Raw genomic sequence first — 20,395 nt, 5'->3', positions numbered from 1 at the left:
TTACACAAAAAATTTTCAATCTTCTGGATAATGGAGGCTTACATGATGCCGACAAAACAGCAGCTGTTGTATGAAGGGAAAGCGAAAAAAATTTACGCGACGGATGAGCGGGATGTCCTTTGGGTGGAGTACAAAGACAGCGCCACGGCATTTAACGGCGAGAAAAAGGCGACGATCGTCGGCAAAGGGAGGCTCAATAACGAGATTTCCAGTTTGTTGTTTACGAAATTGAAAGAAGCAGGCATTCCCAATCACTTTATGAAAAAATTGTCGCCGACCGAGCAGCTTGTGAAAAGTGTAGCGATCATCCCGCTGGAAGTCGTCGTCCGCAACGTCGTGGCCGGGAGTTTGGCGAAGCGCCTCGGTTTGGCGGAAGGGACTCCGCTTGAAACTCCACTTGTCGAGTTTTACTACAAAAACGATGACCTTGGCGACCCGCTGCTCGTGGAAGACCACATTGCGATTTTGAAGCTCGCGAGCCGCGAGGAGATCGCCTGGCTGAAAAGCGAAGCGCTGAAAGTGAACGACGTGTTGCGCGCTCATTTTGCCGAGCGAAAAGTGAGATTAATTGATTTTAAGCTTGAGTTCGGCCGCACGGCGGACGGCGCGATCCTCTTAGCGGATGAGGTGTCGCCGGATACGTGCCGGCTTTGGGACGCCGAGACGAATGAGAAACTGGATAAGGACGTATTTCGCCGTGATCTTGGCAGTTTAACCGAGGCGTATGAGGTCATTTTACAACGGTTAGGGGGAGAATCGGCATGTATAAAGTAAAAGTGTATGTCACGTTGCGTGAGAGTGTGTTGGATCCGCAAGGGACGGCGGTGAAGGGGGCGCTGCACAGCTTATCGTATACGGAAGTGAAAGATGTCAGAATCGGTAAGTTTATGGAGCTTGTCATTGACGATAGCGATCGCGATATCGATGAGCTCGTTCGCGAAATGTGTGAAAAATTGCTGTCCAATCCAGTCATTGAAGACTATCGTTATGAAATCGAGGAGGCCGTCGCCCGATGAAGTTTGCCGTCATTGTCTTTCCGGGATCGAATTGCGATGTCGATATGTACCATGCGGTCGCCGATGAACTCGGCGAAGAAGTGGAATACGTTTGGCATGATGAAGAAAATCTCGATCGGTTCGACGCCATTTTGCTTCCAGGCGGCTTTTCATACGGCGATTACTTGCGTTCGGGGGCGATCGCCCGTTTTTCCAAGGTGATGGCCGCCGTGAAACAAGCCGCGGAAGCCGGAAAACCGGTGCTTGGGGTGTGCAACGGGTTTCAAATTTTACTTGAAGCCGGCCTGCTTCCTGGGGCGATGCGCCGCAACCAAGGGCTGAAATTCATTTGCCGGCCGGTGCAGCTTGTCGTGGAAAACAATGAAACGATGTTTACCTCTGCCTATGATAAGGGCGAAGTGATTACCATTCCGATCGCCCATGGTGAAGGAAATTATTATTGCGACGAACAAACGCTCCAGCGCCTTGTCGAAAACCGGCAAATCGTCTTCCGCTACCATGGGGAAAACCCGAACGGCAGCTTGGCGGATATCGCCGGCATTGTCAACGAGCGCGGCAATGTGCTCGGCATGATGCCGCATCCGGAGCGGGCGGTCGACGCTTTGCTCGGCAGCGCGGACGGACTGAAACTATTCCGATCGATCGTCAATTATTGGAGGGAGATGCATGTCGTTACTGCTTGAGCCGAGCGCGGCGATGATTAAAGAACAAAAATTGTATCGTGAAATGGGATTGACGGACGAAGAGTTTGCCCGCGTTGAAGCGATTTTGGGCCGACTGCCGAACTACACGGAAACGGGCATTTTTTCCGTTATGTGGTCAGAGCATTGCAGCTACAAAAACTCCAAACCTGTGCTGAAAAAATTCCCGACCGATGGCCCGCATGTGCTGCAAGGGCCGGGCGAAGGCGCGGGAATTGTCGACATCGGCGACGGGCTGGCGGTGGCGTTTAAAATCGAAAGCCATAACCATCCGTCGGCCATCGAGCCGTACCAAGGGGCGGCGACCGGGGTCGGCGGCATTATCCGTGACGTCTTTTCGATGGGGGCGCGGCCGATTGCGCTGCTTAACTCGCTTCGATTTGGCGAATTGACGTCGCCGCGCGTTAACTATTTGTTTGAACACGTCGTCGCCGGCATCGCCGGGTACGGCAACTGCATCGGCATCCCGACCGTCGGCGGTGAAGTGCAGTTTGACCCGGCGTATGAAGGCAATCCGCTAGTGAATGCCATGTGCGTCGGCATCATCCGCCATGAAGATATTCAACGCGGCGTGGCGACCGGCGTCGGCAATACGGTCATGTATGTCGGGGCGAAAACGGGACGCGACGGCATCCATGGGGCGACGTTTGCCTCTGAGGAATTAAGCGAGCAATCGGAAGCGAAGCGCCCGGCCGTGCAAGTCGGCGACCCGTTTATGGAAAAACTGTTGCTGGAAGCGTGTCTAGAAGCGGTTAAGTCCGATGCGTTAGTTGGCATTCAGGATATGGGCGCCGCTGGGCTTACGAGCTCCTCGGCCGAGATGGCAAGCAAAGGCGGCTTCGGGATCGAAATGAATTTAGACCTCGTTCCGCAGCGCGAGGCAGGCATGGCGCCATACGAAATGATGTTGTCCGAATCACAGGAACGGATGCTGCTTGTTGTTGAGCAAGGCCGGGAAGAGGAAATCGCTGCGATTTTTGCGAAATACGGTTTAGAGGCAAAAGCGATCGGGAAAGTGACCGACGATCGAATGCTCCGCCTGTTTTTCCATGGTGAAGTAGTGGCGGAAATTCCGGTTGACGCGTTGGCGAAAGACGCGCCGGTATATCATAAACCATCTGTGGAGCCGGCTTATTACCGCGAATTTCAAGCGATGCCGCCGTATATTCCGCACATTGAAGATTACAATCAAACATTGCTCGGGCTGCTCGCCCAGCCGACGATCGCCAGCAAGGAATGGGTGTACGATCAGTACGACTACATGGTGCGGACGAACACGGTCGTCGCTCCGGGATCGGACGCGGCCGTCGTGCGCATTCGCGGCACGAATAAGGCGCTCGCGCTCACAACGGACTGCAACTCGCGCTATTTGTACCTAGATCCGGAAATGGGCGGAAAAATTGCCGTTGCCGAGGCGGCGCGCAACGTCGTTTGCTCTGGGGCGAAACCGCTCGCCATAACGGACTGCCTCAACTTCGGCAGCCCGGAAAAGCCGGACATTTTTTGGCAGCTCGAAAAAGCGGTTGATGGGATGAGTGAAGCGTGCCGGGCGCTCGGAACGCCGGTTGTGAGCGGCAACGTCTCCCTTTATAATGAAACGAACGGTGAAGCGGTCTATCCGACGCCGGTCGTCGGGATGGTTGGGCTCATTGACGATCTTTCCCATGTGACGACCCAGCCGTTTAAGCAAGCAGGTGACTTGATTTATGTGATCGGCGAGGCGAAACCGGAGTTTGGCGGCAGCGAGTTGCAAAAATGGTTAGAGGGCCGCATTTTTGGAAAAGCGCCGGAACTTGATTTGAAAGTGGAAGCAAGCCGCCAGCGTCAGCTGTTGACCGCGATTCGCGCTGGGGTCGTGGTGTCCGCGCATGACATCGCTGAAGGTGGATTGGCGGTTGCGCTTGCCGAGTGTGTCATCGGCGCTTCCGGGTTTGGCGCAAATGTGACGATCAATGGCGATCTAGTGAGCGAGCTGTTCAGCGAAACGCAGTCGCGCTTCGTTGTTTCGGTGAAAAAAGAACATCAAGAAGCATTTGAGCAGCTCGTGGAAGCGAAACAGATTGGGGAAGTGACGAACGACGGCATACTGACAGTGAACGGGGAACATGGGGAAACGGTCATTCGCCTTTCGGTCGACGACATGCGAAACGTCTGGAAAGGGGCTATTCCATGCTTGCTGAAATCAAAGGATTGAACGAAGAGTGCGGTATTTTCGGCATTTGGGGGCATGAGGACGCCGCCAGGCTCACGTATTATGGGCTCCACAGCCTGCAGCACCGCGGCCAAGAAGGAGCCGGCATCGTGGTGGCGGGCGGTGGGAATTTGTCTGGCCATAAAGGGCTTGGCTTGGTGACGGACGTGTTTCAAAGCGGCACGCTCGATGCGCTTTGCGGCTCGGCGGCGATCGGCCATGTCCGCTATTCGACGGCGGGCGGGGGCGGCTATGAGAATGTCCAGCCGCTTCTGTTCCGCTCGCAAACCGACGCGATGGCGCTCGCCCATAACGGCAACTTGACGAATGCCATCGAGCTGAAGCTTGCGCTCGAAGCACAAGGGAGCATTTTTCAGACAACATCGGATACGGAAGTGTTCGCCCACCTCATTCGCCGCAGTCAAGCGCCGACATTTGTCGGGCAAATGAAAGAAGCGCTCAGCCAGATTGAAGGGGCGTTTGCGTTTTTGCTGCTGACGGAAACGGCGCTGTATGCGGCGCTCGACCCGCACGGGTTTCGGCCGCTGTCGCTCGGCCGGCTCGGCTCGGCATATGTCGTCGCCTCGGAAACGTGCGCATTTGATGTCATCGGGGCGACGTACGAGCGGGAAGTGGCGCCTGGGGAACTGCTTATCATCAGCGGCGAAGGGGTGCGTTCGGAACGGTTTGCTCCGGAGCAGCCGCGATCCATTTGCAGCATGGAATACATTTATTTTGCCCGCCCGGACAGCCATGTTGATGGCATTAACATCCACACGGCGCGGAAAAATTTAGGGAAGCGGTTGGCGCTCGAGGCGCCAGCCGAAGCCGATATTGTCACCGGTGTGCCGGACTCAAGCATTTCGGTTGCCATCGGCTATGCTGAGGCGACCGGCATTCCATACGAATTAGGGCTCATTAAAAACCGTTATGTCGGCCGGACGTTCATCCAGCCGTCACAGGCGTTGCGTGAACAAGGGGTCAAAATGAAGCTGTCGCCGGTGCGCGGCGTGGTTGCCGGCAAACGGGTCGTGATGGTCGACGATTCGATCGTGCGCGGAACGACGAGCCGCCGCATTGTCGCGATGCTCCGCGAAGCGGGGGCGGTTGAAGTGCATGTGCGCATCAGTGCGCCGCCGATCACCCACCCTTGCTTTTACGGCATTGATACGTCGTCAAAGGAAGAACTGATTGCAGCGAAACATACGGTCGAAGACATCCGCCGCTTAATCGGCGCCGATTCGTTGGCGTTTCTTAGCCAAGAAGGGCTGCTGGCGGCGATCGGACGCCCGGAAGGTGTGCCGCAGCGCGGACAATGTTTGGCCTGTTTTACCGGCCAATACCCAACCCGGGTCAGCCAAATCGCCCGACCGTGCATGACCGTCAAATGATGAGTGCGCTTCAACCCGGAATCGGATAGCGAGGATAGGTGGGCGCGCTTCCATTGGGACGGAGCCAATGGTCGTTAAGATGCTTGTCGCACGTTCGGATGCAGCGGGCGAAGAAAAGGGGGATTTAGCGTGGCAAAAGCATACAAACAAGCAGGAGTTGACATTGAGGCCGGTTATCAGGCCGTCGCCCTCATGAAACAGCACGTGCAAAAAACGATGCGTCCGGAAGTGTTGGGCGGAATTGGCGGGTTTGGCGGTTTGTTTGATTTATCGGCGCTTGGCTACCGCCAGCCGGTGCTCATCGCCGGCACGGATGGCGTCGGGACAAAGCTGAAATTGGCGTTTTTGCTTGACCGGCACGATACGATCGGCATCGACTGTGTGGCGATGTGCGTCAATGACATCGTTGTCCAAGGGGCGGAACCGCTCTTTTTCCTTGACTATATCGCTTGTGGCAAAGCGGTGCCGGAAAAAATCGCCGCCATCGTCAAGGGGGTGGCTGACGGCTGCGTCGAAGCCGGCTGCGCCTTGATCGGCGGGGAAACGGCGGAAATGCCGGGAATGTACGCGGAAGACGAGTACGATTTGGCCGGGTTTGCCGTCGGCATTGCCGAAAAAGAACGATTGGTGACGGGGCAAACGATCCAGGCAGGCGATGTGTTGATTGGCCTTCCGTCAAGCGGCCTGCATAGCAACGGCTACTCGCTTGTGCGCCGCATCGTGTTTGAACAAGCAAAGCTGTCGCTTGATAAAATTTACGAGCCGCTTAGCGTTCCGCTCGGTGAGGAACTGCTGAAGCCGACGCGCATTTATGCGAAACGGTTGCGTTCGGTGCTTGAACGGTTTACGATCAAAGGGATGGCGCATATTACCGGCGGCGGGTTGATCGAAAACGTTCCGCGCATGCTGCCGGAAGGGCTTGAAGCCCGCATTCAGCGCGGCTCGTGGCCGGTGTTGCCGATTTTTGACTTCTTGCGCGCCAACGGCAACCTTGAAGAAGAAGAGATGTTTTCCGTGTTTAATATGGGCATTGGCCTCGTGCTCGCCGTCAGCCCGGAAACGGCAGCGCCGCTTGTGAAATGGTTGGACGAACAAGGAGAGCCGGCCTACATCATTGGCGAAGTGGCAAAAGGAGCGGGCGTGTCGTTTACCGGAGGGGGCAAAGCATGAAGCGGTTGGCCGTGTTTGCCTCCGGAAGCGGAACGAATTTTCAAGCGCTCGTCGATGCGGCGAAGCGCGGCGAGCTGCCGGCTGACATCGCCCTGCTGGTCTGCGATCGGCCGGGCGCCAAGGTCATCGAACGAGCGGGGCGCGAAAACGTGCCGGCGTTCGTGTTTTCCCCGAAAGACTACCCGTCGAAAGCGGCGTTTGAGAACGAGATTTTGCGTAAGTTAAAGGAACGGCAAGTTGAATGGATCGCGTTAGCCGGCTATATGCGCTTGATCGGGCCGACCTTGCTTTCCGCTTATGAAGGGAAAATCGTCAACATCCATCCGTCGCTGTTGCCGGCGTTTCCAGGCAAAGACGCCATCGGCCAGGCGTACCGGGCGGGCGTGTCGGAAACGGGCGTCACCGTCCATTATGTCGATGAAGGGATGGACACCGGGCCGGTCATCGCCCAGCGCGCTGTTCCGATCGTGCCCGGCGAGCCGATCGAAGCGCTTGAGGCGCGCATTCATGCGGTCGAACATGAGTTATATCCGGCGGTATTGCGCATGCTGCTAGGGGAAGCGGAACAACAAGAAGAAAGGATCGAGAACGATGGCAGTCAAACGAGCATTAATCAGCGTGTCTAATAAAGAAGGGATCATTCCGTTTGCCAAACAGCTCGCCGAACTCGGCGTCGAGATCATTTCGACAGGCGGGACGAAACGGGCGCTTGAGGAGGCTGGTGTCCCGGTCATCTCGATTTCCGATGTCACCGGGTTTCCGGAAATTTTAGACGGGCGCGTCAAAACGCTGCATCCGGCCATTCACGGCGGCATTTTGGCGGTGCGCGGCGATGAGCGCCATCAGGCGGCGCTAGCGGAGCATGGCATCCGTCCGATCGATTTGGTCGTCGTCAACTTGTATCCGTTCCAGCAAACGATCGCGAAGCCAGACGTGACGCTGGCTGAGGCGATTGAAAACATCGATATCGGCGGTCCGACGATGGTGCGCGCCGCAGCGAAAAACTATGCCGATGTCGCCATCGTCGTCGATCCAGCCGATTACCGAGCGGTCATCGAGGAGCTGAAAGCAAACGGATCGATCCAAGCGGAAACGCGGCAAAAATTGGCGGCGAAAGCGTTCCGTCATACGGCGGCGTATGATGCGATGATCGCCGAGTATTTGACGAACCTTACCGGCGAGGAGTACCCGGAATCGCTCACCGTCACCTATACGAAAAAACAATCGTTGCGCTATGGCGAAAATCCGCATCAATCAGCGGCGTTTTACGCCAAACCGCTCGGTGCGGCGTTCTCGATTGCCAAAGCAGTACAGCTGCACGGCAAAGAGCTGTCGTACAACAACATTAACGATGCCAATGCGGCCATCAACCTTATTCGCGAGTTTCAGGAGCCGGCCGTGGCAGCCATCAAACATATGAACCCGTGCGGCGTCGGTGTCGGCGCGACGTTGCTTGAGGCGTTTACGAAAGCGTACGAGGCCGATCCGGTGTCCATTTTTGGCGGCATTATCGCGGTGAATCGGGAAGTGGACAAAGAAACGGCAGAGCGGATGCATGATCTCTTTTTGGAAATCGTCATCGCGCCATCGTTTAGTGACGAGGCGCTCACCATTTTGATGAAAAAGAAAAATATCCGCCTGTTGACGCTTGATTTCGCGGCGCCCGACGTTAAGGAAAAAACGCTCGTTTCGGTCAGCGGCGGCTTGCTCGTCCAAGATGCCGATACGTATACGCTTGAGGACGCCGAATGGAATGTCGTTACGAAGCGCGAGCCGACCGAAGAAGAGCGCGGACAGCTTCGTTTTGCATGGAACGTTGTGAAGCATGTCAAATCCAATGCCATTGTACTGGCGAAAAACGGCATGACCGTTGGTGTTGGCGCCGGACAAATGAACCGGGTCGGCGCGGCGAAGATCGCCATTGAACAAGCCGGGGAGCAGGCGGCAGGCGCGGTGCTCGCCTCCGACGCCTTTTTCCCGATGGACGACACCGTTGAAGCGGCGGCAAAAGCCGGCATTACGGCCATCATCCAGCCGGGCGGCTCGATTCGTGACGCCGATTCGATCCGCAAAGCGGATGAGTATGGCATTGCCATGGTGTTTACCGGCGTGCGCCATTTTAAACATTAAACGGCGGCAAAAGGGGAGGAAGACGATGAACATTCTCGTAGTCGGACGCGGCGGGCGCGAGCATGCCATCGCTTGGAAGGCGGCGCAAAGCCCGCTTGTTGGCAAGCTGTATGCCGCGCCGGGCAACCCGGGCATCGGGGAAGTAGCAGAGCTCGTCGACATTGATGAACTCGATCTTGACGCGCTTGTTCAGTTTGCGAAACAAAACAAGATTGATTTGACGATTGTCGGGCCGGAAGCGCCGCTGGCCGCCGGCATTGCCGACCGCTTTATGGCGGAAGGGCTGCGCATATTCGGCCCGAGCCAAGCGGCGGCGCTCATTGAAGGAAGCAAAGCGTTTGCGAAAGAGCTTATGAAAACATACGGCATCCCGACGGCGGAACATGCGACGTTTTCCTCATATGAACAAGCCAAAGTGTATATTGAGGAAAAAGGAGCGCCGATCGTCATTAAAGCGGACGGGTTGGCCGCTGGAAAAGGCGTCACTGTCGCCCAAACAGTGGAAGAAGCGCTGGCCGCAGCGAAGGCCGCGCTTGTCGACGGACAATTCGGTGCAGCCGGCAGCCAAGTCGTGGTCGAGGAGTATTTGGAAGGCGAAGAATTTTCGTTTATGGCGTTTGTAAACGGCGAGAAGGTGTATCCTCTTGCCATCGCCCAAGACCATAAACGGGCGTATGACGGGGACGAGGGACCGAACACTGGGGGGATGGGAGCGTATTCGCCCGTGCCGCAAATATCCGCCGATACGGTCCAAATCGCCTTGGAGACGATTTTGCGTCCGACCGCCAAAGCGTTAGTGGCCGAAGGCCGACCGTTTACCGGCGTCCTGTATGCCGGGTTGATTGCCACACCAGCCGGGCCGAAAGTGATTGAATTTAACGCCCGGTTCGGCGATCCGGAGGCGCAAGTCGTACTGCCGCGCTTAAAAACCGATTTGCTTCAGGCGATCTTGGTAGTGATGGACGGAAAAGAACTGGAGCTCGAGTGGACGGACGAAGCGGTGCTTGGCGTCGTGCTGGCGGCGAAAGGCTATCCAGGCGCTTACGAACGCGGGGCGGCCATCCGCGGACTTGAGCGGCTCGCTCCGGATGCGTTGTTGTTCCATGCCGGCACGAAGCGGGAAGATGGAACGCTCTATACAAACGGCGGCCGCGTCCTGCTGCTGGCGGCCAAGGGGGCGACGCTCGCTGAGGCGAAGGAAAAAGCATACGAGCAATTGGCGGCAATTGACTGTGACGGCCTGTTTTACCGCTGCGACATCGGCCGGCGCGCTATCGAACGCGCCTCCGCCGCAAATACACGTACGACAGGGCGATAATGCCGCCGATCAACGTCGCCAACACAAACGACATATCGGTCATATATTCAAGCAACATCCTCATTCACTCCTTTGTATCGAAGGTGTCCCGGACGCGGGACACCTTTTCTTGCGTGAAACGAAGCGACTTAGCCGTACGGAGACGTAACGGATCATCCCAACGTTGTTTCAACGATGTTTCCTGACAGGTGCGGAAGCGGTTTATGCTTATGTCGGATTGACAACGGCTTCCTTTTGTTCATCGAGCAGCCGTTCGCGCTGCATATTGTCAAACAGGGCCGTCACCGGACAAAAACGGGTAATCCCTTCGCCAACTTTCATGGCTCCAAGCACGATGGCAAACAAATACGACGTGCACCACGGCCGCCGGGCGAACCGGGCTGTCGCCCATGCGACGACGGTTAAGCCGAACGTGATGCGGATCAGTGCGTTGACAATGCCGATATTCGCCATTGGTGTGTCCCTCCTTATCTTTTTATTGTGAAAATCGCTTTCGTGCGTTAAAATGATTATATGGAACGATTAGGAAACAAGGGACGGGGTGTCAATGGGCGAACAACGCTACCGATGGAAAAGCAGTGAACTGCGCGAACAGGCAGCGGTGATTGATGGCAAACAATCGCCGACAAAAGTATTAACGAACGCAACGTATTTGCATTCCTATTTCCGCGAGTGGGTGAAAGGGAATATATGGATACATGGCGACCGTATTGTGTACGCCGGAGAGCGGCTTCCCGACCGTGTCGATGAATCATGTGAAATTGTCGACTGCCGCGGGTATGTGCTCGTCCCCGGCTACATTGAGCCGCATGTCCATCCATTTCAATTATATAATCCCCATTCCTTTGCCCGTTATGCGGCAACGTGCGGGACGACGACGCTGGTCAATGATAACTTATTTTTCCTTTTGCAAGCTGGCGATGAAGAGGCGTTTTTATTTTTGCAAGAAATGAATGCGCTTCCAACCTCGATGTATTGGTGGTGCCGCTTTGACGGGCAAACGGAGCTAGAGCGCGAAGATGAGCAGCTGTCAAACGCTCGGATCAAACGGTGGCTGGATCAGGAAACGGTTCTTCAGGGCGGTGAGCTGACATCGTGGCCTAGGCTCGTCAGCGGTGATGACATCGTTCTTTACTGGATGCAAGAGGCGAAACGGCGGCGCCGTAAAATCGAGGGGCACTTTCCGGGAGCGTCGGAGAAAACGCTGGTGAAAATGGCGCTTTTTGGTGTAGACGGAGACCATGAAGCGATGACGGGAAAAGAAGTGCGCCTGCGCCTTTGGCACGGCTATACGGTCACGCTGCGCCATTCGTCAATCCGCCCGGATTTGCCGGTGCTGCTTGAGGAAATGAAAGCGCTTGGCATCCGGTATTATGACAAATGCTTATTGACGACCGATGGTTCGCCGCCCGCCTTTTATGAAGACGGAGTCATAGATCAGCTGCTCCGCATCGCCATTGAGCATGGCGTGCCGGTGATTGATGCGTATGCCATGGCGACGATCAACGCCGCCCGTCATTACGGCATTGAACATCTTCACGGCAGCATCGCTACCGGCCGGATTGCGCATATCAACTTCTTGCGCTCGGCCCATGACCCGACGCCGGTGCAGGTGCTTGCCAAAGGCGAATGGGTGAAGCGGGAAGGGGAGCCGTCAGGCGCATGGCCAGCACCGAAATGGGAACAGTTTGGCATTCGGCCGCTTTCATTGTCATGGGAGTTGGAATGGGATGATTTGCAGTTTTCGATGCCGATGGGGCTGCGCATGGAAAATGCGGTCATTTTAAAGCCGTACTCCGTGTCGATCGATACGTCGCACGACCGGTTAGGCCACGACCATGACGAATGCTTTTTAGTGCTGCTTGACCGAAACGGCCGCTGGCGCGTCAATACGATGTTAAAAGGATTTTCATCGGCGCTCGGCGGGTTAGCGAGCTCATATTCGAACACCGGCGACTTCATTTTGATCGGCAAACATAAAGAAGATATGATGCTTGCCTTTCAGCGGATGAAGGACATCGGCGGCGGCATCGTGCTCGTTGAGGACGGAACCATTTTATTTGAGCTTCCGCTCCCGCTTGGCGGCATGACGTCCACCTTGGACATGAAACCGTTGATGAACGAGGAAAAGACATTCGTCCGTCTTTTGCGGGAACGTGGGTATCATTTTGAGGATCCGGTGTACTCGCTGCTCTTTTTACAGTCAACTCATTTGCCATACGTGCGCATTACCCAGCGCGGCATTTATGATGTGATGCACAAAACGGTACTCTTTCCTTCGATAATGCGGTAAAATAAAAAAGAAAAAGGTTGTGTGTCCATTGAAACGCTGGCTGTTTGCCATCAGTTGCGCGGTGCTGTTACTAGGCGGCTGCACCGCTGAAAGCGGGCCAAAACGAACTGAGCCGGCCAAGCCAAATCCGGTGCACGAGCAGTCGGCCGAGTCCCCGGGAGAGGAAAAACAAACGTTTCCGCTGACCGGATTGCCGGCAGAGGGGGACGTTCATCAACGCGTTGTCGGCGTCATGATCAACAATCATCCGAAGGCGCGTCCGCAGTCGGGCCTCCGCCAGGCGGACATCGTGTATGAGGTGCTCGCCGAGGGAGATATCACCCGCTTTTTAGCGCTGTATCAAAGCGAGCTGCCCGAGCGGGTTGGACCGGTGCGGAGTGCGCGCGACTACTATATTGATTTGAGCGACGGCTACCATGCGATTTACGTTTGCCATGGCTGGAGCCCGGAGGCAAGAACGCGGCTTGAGCGGGGCGGGACTGACTATTTGAATGGATTGTTCTATGACGGCACGCTGTTTCAGCGCGTCTCATTCCGCAAGGCGCCGCATAACTCATACATTACGTTCGCTGACATTGAAAAAGGAGCCGAGCAAAACGGATATGCGTGGACAGCTGATATTGCCCCGCTGCCGTTTCGCGACGATGAGCCAAGCGGGGAGAAGGCCGAGACGGTTCGCATTATCTATTCGCACCGGGCGTATGCCCAAGTCGAATACCGATATGCGCCGGAACAAAAAGGGTATTACCGATACAGCGGCGGTGAGCAAACGATCGATTACGATACGCATGACCCGGTCGCGGTGCAAAACGTGATGATCGTCGCCGCCCGCCACCAGGTGATCGACAGTTACGGACGGCGCGACATTGACGTAACGTCCGGCGGTAAAGGCTACTTGTTACAAAACGGTGTCATCCAGCCGATCGAATGGAAAAACGTCGATGGGCGGTTGCTGCCGTACCGCGACGGGGTTCCGATCGGATTCGTGCCGGGGAAGACGTGGATCCACATCGTTCCGGAACTGGCGATCGTGCAATGGAAATGACGGGACAGCCTGCTTTGTTTACCAAGGGCTGGGGCCGGCCGATGGGGTGATGTGGATAGAAAATGTCCGCAGGCGGCTTTCGGAGAGACATATATGGCTGCCGCGGATTAGAATATTTTCTCGCTAAACGTAAGGAGGAAACAGGCATGCAAATTGATAAGCTGCGCGGCAGAGAGCTCGATCAACTGTTTAAAGCCATTTTATCGCTGCGTGATGTAGAGGAGTGCTACCGCTTTTTCGACGATTTATGCACGGTGAATGAAATTCAAGCGCTCGCTCAGCGGCTCGAGGTGGCGCGCATGTTGCGCGAAGGGTATACGTACCATAAAATCGAAACGGAAACCGGGGCGAGCACAGCGACCATTTCGCGTGTCAAACGTTGCCTCAATTACGGCAATGACGCCTATGCGATGGCGCTTGACCGCATTAAAGAGGAAGAACACGAGACGGCCAACGAAGCATAACGTCCAGCGCTGCAAGGAGATTCCTTCCATCTGAAAAGGAACTCCTTTTCTTTTTGTGGATTTGTTATAATGAAACAATGGAGTAATGACGTGGAGGGATTTTGTCATGGAAGAGATTCGCGCTTGGCGCCATGTGTTTAAACTAGACCCGAACAAGCCGATCGATGACGAGCGCCTTGAGCGTCTTTGCGAGTCCGGAACGGATGCCGTCATCGTTGGCGGAACGGATGGGGTGACGCTCGATGGCGTGCTCGATTTATTGGCCCGCATCCGTCGCTTCTCGGTGCCATGCGCGCTCGAAGTGACCGATATGGACGCGTTGACGCCGGGATTTGATGCGTATTTCATTCCGATGGTGTTAAACAGCCGCCATGTCGAGTGGGTGATCGGACGGCATCATGAGGCGGTAAAACAGTATGGCGACGTCATGAATTGGGATGAAATTTTCGCCGAAGGCTATTGCATTTTAAACCGGGAATGCAAGGCGGCGAAGCTGACGGAGGCTGATACAGCGCTCGATGACGATGACGTCGTGGCGTATGCCCGCCTCGCTGAGCATCTGTACAAGCTGCCGATCTTTTATCTCGAATATAGCGGCGTGTACGGCAATCCGGCGCTAGTGGAAAAAGTGAAACGAGTGCTCAGCCGAACGCAGCTCGTTTACGGCGGCGGCATTACGGCGCCGGAACAGGCGGCGGAAATGGCCCGCTATGCCGATACGGTCGTCGTCGGCAACGCTGTTTACAGTTCGTTTGAAAGCGCGCTGGCGACGGTGGAGGCGGTCAAGCGGATCGCTGGCGAAAATGGGATGAATGGTGTAAAATAGAACATATGTTTTATTGGTGGTGGAAACGATGAATTTTTTGTCTGAAAAGTTGCTCGCTCATCTAAACAAGGAGCAGCAAGAGGCGGTCAAAACAACGGAAGGCCCGCTGCTCATTATGGCCGGGGCGGGGAGCGGGAAAACGCGCGTGTTGACGCACCGAATCGCCTATTTAATGGCGGAAAAGCATGTCGCGCCATGGAACATTTTGGCCATTACGTTTACGAATAAGGCGGCGCGCGAAATGCGGGAACGCGTGCAAGCGCTCTTAGGCGGAGCGGCGGAAGACGTCTGGATTTCGACGTTCCATTCGATGTGCGTCCGCATTTTACGCCGCGACATTGACCGCATCGGCATTAACCGCAATTTTTCGATCCTCGATCCGACCGACCAGCTTTCGGTGATCAAAACGATTTTAAAAGAAAAGAACATCGATCCGAAAAAATTTGAGCCACGGACGATTTTAGGCACGATCAGCGGAGCGAAAAACGATTTGCTCGCGCCGGAACAATTTGCGAAGCGGGCCTCGACGTATTACGAAACCATTGTCAGCGATGTGTATCAAGAATACCAGCAGCGTCTTCTCCGCAACCATTCGCTTGACTTTGACGATTTGATCATGACGACGATCCAGCTGTTTGACCGCGTGCCAGACGTGCTTCAATATTATCAATATAAATTCCAGTACATCCACATTGATGAGTATCAGGATACGAACCGCGCTCAATATACGCTTGTCAAAAAGCTGGCCGAGCGGTTCCGAAACATTTGCGCCGTCGGCGACGCCGATCAGTCGATTTATCGCTGGCGCGGGGCGGATATCCAAAACATTTTATCGTTTGAGCGCGATTATCCGAACGCAAAAGTCATTTTGCTCGAGCAAAACTACCGTTCAACGAAGCGCATTTTGCAGGCGGCGAACGAAGTGATTGAACATAACGTCAATCGGAAGCCGAAGCGGCTTTGGACGGAAAATCCGGAAGGGAAGCCGATCATCTATTACGAAGCGATGAACGAAGCGGACGAAGCGCAGTTTGTCGCCGGCCGCATTCAAGAGGCGGTGGAGCGCGGGACGCGCCGGTACAGCGATTTTGCGGTGCTGTACCGGACGAACGCCCAGTCGCGCGTCATTGAGGAAATGTTGTTAAAAGCGAACATTCCGTACCAAATTGTCGGCGGCTTAAAGTTCTATGACCGGAAAGAAATTAAAGATATTCTTGCCTATTTGCGCGTCATTGCCAATCCGGATGACGATTTAAGCCTGCTTCGCATCATTAATGTGCCGAAGCGCGGCATCGGCGCCTCGACGATCGATAAGCTCGTCCGCTACGCGGCGGAGCACGAGCTGTCGCTGTTTGAAGCGCTTGGAGAGCTCGAGATGGTCAGCCTGAGCGCGAAGGCGGCCGGTGCGCTCGCGGCGTTCCGCGGCCAGCTCGAGCAATGGACACAGCTGCAGGAATACGTCTCCGTTACCGAACTCGTCGAAGAAGTGCTCGACAAATCCGGCTATCGCGACATGCTCAAGGCGGAGCGAACGATTGAAGCGCAAAGCCGGCTCGAGAACCTTGATGAGTTTTTATCGGTGACGAAGCATTTTGAAAACGTGAGCGATGATAAATCGCTCGTCGCCTTTTTAACCGACTTGGCGCTCATTTCCGATTTGGACGAGCTAAACGGCAACGACCAAACGGCAGAAGGGGATGCGGTCGTGTTAATGACGCTTCATGCTGCTAAAGGACTCGAGTTTCCGGTCGTCTTTTTGATCGGCATGGAAGAAGGCATTTTCCCGCACAACCGTTCGCTTGATGACGAAGACGAGATGGAGGAAGAGCGGCGGCTGGCGTACGTCGGCATCACCCGTGCGGAAGAAGAACTCGTGTTGTCGAGCGCGCAAATGCGGACGTTGTTTGGCAACATTCAAATGAACCCGCCGTCGCGTTTTTTAGATGAAATTCCGGCGCATTTGCTTGAGACGGCTTCGCGCCGCCAAACAGCAGCTTCACGTCCGGCCGTCTCGCGTTCGCATGGAAACGGCGCCGTCGGGGGCTGGAAAGTCGGCGACCGGGCGAACCACCGGAAATGGGGAGTCGGCACAGTCGTCAGCGTCCGCGGCGGCGGCGACGATCAAGAACTTGACATCGCCTTCCCGAGTCCGACCGGCATTAAACGGCTGCTCGCCAAATTTGCACCGATTGAGAAAGTGTAAGAAAGGAGAACGGGTGAACGTATGGACCGCCAACAAGCCGAACGGCGCGCGGCCGAGCTGCGCGAACGGTTAAACCGCTACGGATATGAATATTATGTGCTTGACCGGCCGTCTGTCCCGGATGCCGAGTACGACCGGTTGATGCGAGAGCTCATCGCCATTGAGGAACAGTATCCGGAGCTAAAAACGAGCGATTCGCCGACTCAGCGCATCGGCGGCCCGCCGCTTGAGGCGTTTCGCAAGGTGATGCATCGCGTCCCGATGATGAGCTTAGCGAACGCGTTTCACGAAGGCGATTTGCGCGATTTTGACCGCCGCGTCCGCCAAGAAGTCGGTGAGGCGGCGTATGTGTGCGAATTGAAAATTGATGGCCTTGCCGTCTCGGTCCGCTATGAAGACGGTTATTTCGTCCAGGGGGCGACGCGCGGCGACGGAACGACAGGGGAAGACATTACGGAAAATTTGAAGACGATCCGCTCGCTGCCGCTGCGTCTCAACGAGCCGGTGTCGCTTGAGGCGCGGGGCGAGGCGTTTATGCCGAAAGCGTCGTTTTTGCGTCTCAACAAGGAGCGTCAAGCGCGCGGGGAAGAGCTGTTTGCCAATCCGCGCAACGCCGCGGCGGGCTCGCTCCGCCAGCTCGATCCGAAAGTGGCGGCCTCGCGCCAGCTCGATTTGTTCGTCTATGGGCTAGCCAATGCCGAAGAGCTGGGCATTGACTCGCATAGCGCGGCGCTCGGCTACTTGCAGGCGCTCGGGTTCAAAGTGAATCCGGAGCGGCGGCGCTGCGCCACGATCGATGAAGTGATCGCGTTTGTCAACGAGTGGCACGAAAAACGGCCGCAGCTGCCATATGAGATCGACGGCATCGTCATTAAAGTTGATTCGTTTGCCCAACAGCGGCAGCTCGGGGCGACGGCGAAAAGCCCGCGCTGGGCGATCGCCTACAAATTCCCGGCTGAAGAAGTGGTCACAACGCTGATCGGCATTGAGGTGAATGTCGGCCGTACCGGCGTTGTCACCCCGACGGCGATCCTGGAGCCGGTTCGCGTCGCCGGAACGACCGTGCAACGCGCCACCCTTCATAACGAAGATTTTATTCGTGAGAAAGATATCCGCATCGGCGATGCTGTCATTATTAAAAAGGCGGGCGACATTATCCCGGAAGTCGTCGGCGTCGTCGTGGACCGACGCGACGGGGACGAGGTGCCGTTTACGATGCCGACGCATTGTCCGGAATGCAAAAGCGAACTCGTTCGCCTTGAAGGAGAAGTGGCGCTCCGCTGCTTAAATCCGAAGTGTCCGGCCCAGCTGCGCGAACGGCTCATCCATTTCGCCTCAAGGGCAGCGATGAACATTGAAGGGCTGGGGGAAAAAGTCGTCACCCAGCTGTTTAACGCCGGCCTTGTCCGCGATGTCGCCGATTTGTACCGGCTGACGAAAGAACAGCTTGTCAGTCTAGAGCGGATGGGCGAAAAATCAGCGGCGAATTTGCTGACGGCGATTGAAGCGTCAAAACAAAACTCGCTCGAGCGGCTGTTATTCGGCCTTGGTATCCGTTATGTCGGGGCGAAGGCAGCCCAGCTGTTGGCCGAACATTTCGAAACGATGGAGCGTCTCGAGGCAGCGACAAAAGACGAATTGATGGCCGTGCCGGAGATCGGGGAAAAAATGGCTGACTCGATTACCACTTATTTTTCCCAGCCGGAAGCGGTTGAGTTGTTGAATGAGCTGCGCACCTATGGTGTCAATATGGCATACAAAGGACGGAAACGGACGGCTGAAACGCCAGCCTCATCGGTGCTGGCCGGCAAAACGGTCGTCCTGACCGGCAAACTTGCGTCGATGTCACGAAATGAAGCGAAAGAACAAATCGAGCGGCTCGGCGGTCGTGTCACCGGCAGCGTCAGCCGCAGCACCGACATCGTCATCGCCGGTGAAGATGCCGGTTCAAAGCTCGATAAAGCTCAGCAGCTTGGCATTGAGATTTGGGATGAAACACGATTTTTGCAAGAGATAAGCAGGGAGGAACAATGAAACGAATCTCAATCATTAGCAGCTTGGTTGCCTGCCGTTGGACAAAGCGGGCCCGAAAGCGGCTCGCCGTCCTCGGGCTCGCCTCCTTCTGTTTGTTGTCTGCGTGTGCGCCAAAATTTGACCAAGGCGAAGAAGTTGTGCAAAACAAAGGAAGCAAAGAACAAGAAGCCGTCATTCCAAAATACAACATTTCCGATTCGCATTACCGCGTGGTCTTGCCGTTTAAACCGTCCGGGGCGCGCGGCCAGGTCGTCAACGACTTAAATACGCGCCTTGATGTCGATGAATTTGAGACCGGGCTCATGCGCTTGGCCTCCGAACAATTTTCCCCGGACGATTACTTGTTCCAAGAGGGGCAATATTTGGACGGTGAGACAGTTGGAAAATGGCTCGCCCGGAAGCGGACGAACAATCAGCTAAAAGAAGAGAAAATGAAGCCGGAAGACAACATCGGCTTAAATCCGCCGATCAGCGATACGGGAACGAACGAGCAAAAAAACAAGCAAAGTCCGATTTATTTGGCGAGCATTTTGGAGCACGACTATTTAGTGAAAGTGGACAACGATAAGGTGAAACTCGGCGGTGTTGCCATTGGATTGGCGCTCAACTCCGTTCACTATTACTCGACTGAGCAAGGCTACCCGCGCGAGGTGAAAATCAAAGATGATGTCATTGAACGGGAAGGAAAACAGATTGCCGCCGAGGTGCTAAAACGGCTGCGAAATATAAAAGGGCTTGGCAGTGTACCGATCACGATTGCCTTATACAAGCAAGCGCCGCGCTCGTCTGTCACTCCGGGGCATTTTTTCGCGGTCACCCACGTCGATGAAGGGAGCAGCACGATTGACAAGTGGGAAGCGGTGAACGAGGAATATTACTTATTCCCGTCCGATGAAGCGGAAAAAAATCACCGCGACGATTGGCTGAAATTCAATAATTTTAAATCAGACGTTGAGGACTTTTTCCCGAATTACACCGGCATCGTCGGCAAAGGGCTGTATGTCAACGATCATCTCCAAAAGCTGACGATCAACATAACGATTCCGTTTTATGGTAAAATGGAAGTGATCGGTTTTACGCAATATGTCACCGGCTTAGTAATGGAGAAGTTCCCGGATTACATCACGGTCAACGTTTACATCTCTTCAACCGGCCAGCCAGAAAGTCTTATTGTACGTCAAGCGAAAGTAAACGAGCCGTTTGTGCATATTTATCGATGACAAACCAACCATGGCACGACATCCTCTCCAGATCAGCTGGGGAGGATGTTTTGCTGATATGAAGCGTTTAGAAGGCCGGCGACAAACGATGATGTTTTTCAAGGAGCAGGTTGCTTCACCGCCCTGTTTCTCAAATAGGGAAACCTTGTGTGATCAGCTTCTCGTTTCACGTCATCCGACGTCAGCCAGGAGCGATCGCTGTTTTTCACGAGCCTTCCAAGTCTGTGAACATGGCTGCGGTGATTGTATTCGATCAATGCGCAATCCATAACACTGCGTACCGGTTTCGCCTAACATGGAGCGAATCGGTAGAAGCGGCGCTTTGCTTGACGGACGAAGGATTGGTAAAATGATGGTTCAGAGACAGCTTTTTGAGATCGGATGGGAACGGTT

General features: G+C 55.2%; 18 protein-coding genes. 16 read left to right on the top strand and 2 right to left on the bottom strand.

Annotation, left to right across the window (positions count from 1 at the left end; all coding sequences use genetic code 11):
* Window positions 1–45: 45 nt before the first annotated feature.
* From purC to purD, 9 genes are all read left to right on the top strand, one after another.
* On the top strand, window positions 46–774 hold the full coding sequence (gene purC / locus GS3922_RS14305; protein WP_063166896.1) for a phosphoribosylaminoimidazolesuccinocarboxamide synthase: 729 nt from the start codon (window positions 46–48) through the stop codon (window positions 772–774).
* Window positions 762–1,016: a phosphoribosylformylglycinamidine synthase subunit PurS gene (gene purS, locus GS3922_RS14300; RefSeq protein ID WP_063166895.1), complete on the top strand. Its 255-nt coding sequence runs from the start codon at window positions 762–764 to the stop codon at window positions 1,014–1,016. The genes purC and purS overlap by 13 nt, the downstream gene beginning before the upstream one ends.
* On the top strand, window positions 1,013–1,699 hold the full coding sequence (gene purQ, locus GS3922_RS14295; RefSeq protein ID WP_063166894.1) for a phosphoribosylformylglycinamidine synthase subunit PurQ: 687 nt from the start codon (window positions 1,013–1,015) through the stop codon (window positions 1,697–1,699). Before purS ends, purQ begins: the two co-directional genes overlap by 4 nt.
* On the top strand, window positions 1,683–3,911 hold the full coding sequence (purL, locus tag GS3922_RS14290) for a phosphoribosylformylglycinamidine synthase subunit PurL (protein WP_063166893.1): 2,229 nt from the start codon (window positions 1,683–1,685) through the stop codon (window positions 3,909–3,911). Before purQ ends, purL begins: the two co-directional genes overlap by 17 nt.
* On the top strand, window positions 3,887–5,299 hold the full coding sequence (gene purF, locus GS3922_RS14285; RefSeq protein ID WP_063166892.1) for an amidophosphoribosyltransferase: 1,413 nt from the start codon (window positions 3,887–3,889) through the stop codon (window positions 5,297–5,299). Before purL ends, purF begins: the two co-directional genes overlap by 25 nt.
* 129 nt (window positions 5,300–5,428) lie before the next feature.
* Window positions 5,429–6,469, top strand: a complete 1,041-nt coding sequence (purM, locus tag GS3922_RS14280) for a phosphoribosylformylglycinamidine cyclo-ligase (RefSeq protein WP_063166891.1) — start codon at window positions 5,429–5,431, stop codon at window positions 6,467–6,469.
* The gene (gene purN, locus GS3922_RS14275; protein ID WP_063166890.1) at window positions 6,466–7,095 is read left to right on the top strand and encodes a phosphoribosylglycinamide formyltransferase; all 630 of its coding nucleotides are present in this window, start codon (window positions 6,466–6,468) and stop codon (window positions 7,093–7,095) included. The genes purM and purN overlap by 4 nt, the downstream gene beginning before the upstream one ends.
* On the top strand, window positions 7,061–8,599 hold the full coding sequence (gene purH / locus GS3922_RS14270) for a bifunctional phosphoribosylaminoimidazolecarboxamide formyltransferase/IMP cyclohydrolase (protein WP_063166889.1): 1,539 nt from the start codon (window positions 7,061–7,063) through the stop codon (window positions 8,597–8,599). Before purN ends, purH begins: the two co-directional genes overlap by 35 nt.
* 25 nt (window positions 8,600–8,624) lie before the next feature.
* Entirely contained in the window at window positions 8,625–9,917 is a 1,293-nt protein-coding gene (purD, locus tag GS3922_RS14265; RefSeq protein WP_063166888.1) for a phosphoribosylamine--glycine ligase, read from the top strand.
* Here the strand turns inward: purD and GS3922_RS18445 are convergent.
* Complete coding sequence (locus tag GS3922_RS18445; RefSeq protein ID WP_327054892.1) at window positions 9,871–9,975, bottom strand: EYxxD motif small membrane protein; 105 nt, start codon at window positions 9,973–9,975, stop codon at window positions 9,871–9,873. The two genes, purD and GS3922_RS18445, sit on opposite strands and share 47 nt — an antisense overlap.
* 149 nt (window positions 9,976–10,124) lie before the next feature.
* Window positions 10,125–10,370 (bottom strand): YgaP family membrane protein, encoded by a 246-nt coding sequence (locus GS3922_RS14260; protein ID WP_063166887.1) that lies wholly within the window; start codon window positions 10,368–10,370, stop codon window positions 10,125–10,127.
* A 94-nt stretch (window positions 10,371–10,464) separates the two neighbouring features.
* Between GS3922_RS14260 and GS3922_RS14255 the strand changes: the two genes are divergently transcribed.
* The 7 genes from GS3922_RS14255 to GS3922_RS14225 all read left to right on the top strand — a co-directional run bounded on the left by GS3922_RS14255 (window position 10,465) and on the right by GS3922_RS14225 (window position 20,002).
* Complete coding sequence (locus GS3922_RS14255; RefSeq protein WP_063166886.1) at window positions 10,465–12,210, top strand: adenine deaminase C-terminal domain-containing protein; 1,746 nt, start codon at window positions 10,465–10,467, stop codon at window positions 12,208–12,210.
* Between the two features lie 28 nt (window positions 12,211–12,238).
* Window positions 12,239–13,255 (top strand): DUF3048 domain-containing protein, encoded by a 1,017-nt coding sequence (locus tag GS3922_RS14250; RefSeq protein WP_063166885.1) that lies wholly within the window; start codon window positions 12,239–12,241, stop codon window positions 13,253–13,255.
* A gap of 146 nt (window positions 13,256–13,401) precedes the next feature.
* A complete protein-coding gene (locus GS3922_RS14245; protein ID WP_063166884.1) occupies window positions 13,402–13,719 on the top strand; it encodes a YerC/YecD family TrpR-related protein in 318 nt (105 codons plus the stop codon).
* Between the two features lie 106 nt (window positions 13,720–13,825).
* Complete coding sequence (gene pcrB, locus GS3922_RS14240; protein WP_063166883.1) at window positions 13,826–14,545, top strand: heptaprenylglyceryl phosphate synthase; 720 nt, start codon at window positions 13,826–13,828, stop codon at window positions 14,543–14,545.
* A 28-nt stretch (window positions 14,546–14,573) separates the two neighbouring features.
* Entirely contained in the window at window positions 14,574–16,748 is a 2,175-nt protein-coding gene (gene pcrA, locus GS3922_RS14235; RefSeq protein ID WP_063166882.1) for a DNA helicase PcrA, read from the top strand.
* A gap of 21 nt (window positions 16,749–16,769) precedes the next feature.
* Window positions 16,770–18,782 (top strand): NAD-dependent DNA ligase LigA, encoded by a 2,013-nt coding sequence (ligA, locus tag GS3922_RS14230; RefSeq protein WP_063166881.1) that lies wholly within the window; start codon window positions 16,770–16,772, stop codon window positions 18,780–18,782.
* Window positions 18,779–20,002: a CamS family sex pheromone protein gene (locus tag GS3922_RS14225; RefSeq protein ID WP_063166880.1), complete on the top strand. Its 1,224-nt coding sequence runs from the start codon at window positions 18,779–18,781 to the stop codon at window positions 20,000–20,002. Before ligA ends, GS3922_RS14225 begins: the two co-directional genes overlap by 4 nt.
* Window positions 20,003–20,395: the final 393 nt, after the last annotated feature.

It is taken from the genome of Geobacillus subterraneus, from assembly GCF_001618685.1.
GTDB lineage: Bacteria > Bacillota > Bacilli > Bacillales > Anoxybacillaceae > Geobacillus > Geobacillus subterraneus.
This window is presented reverse-complemented; position numbering and strand designations above follow the sequence as displayed.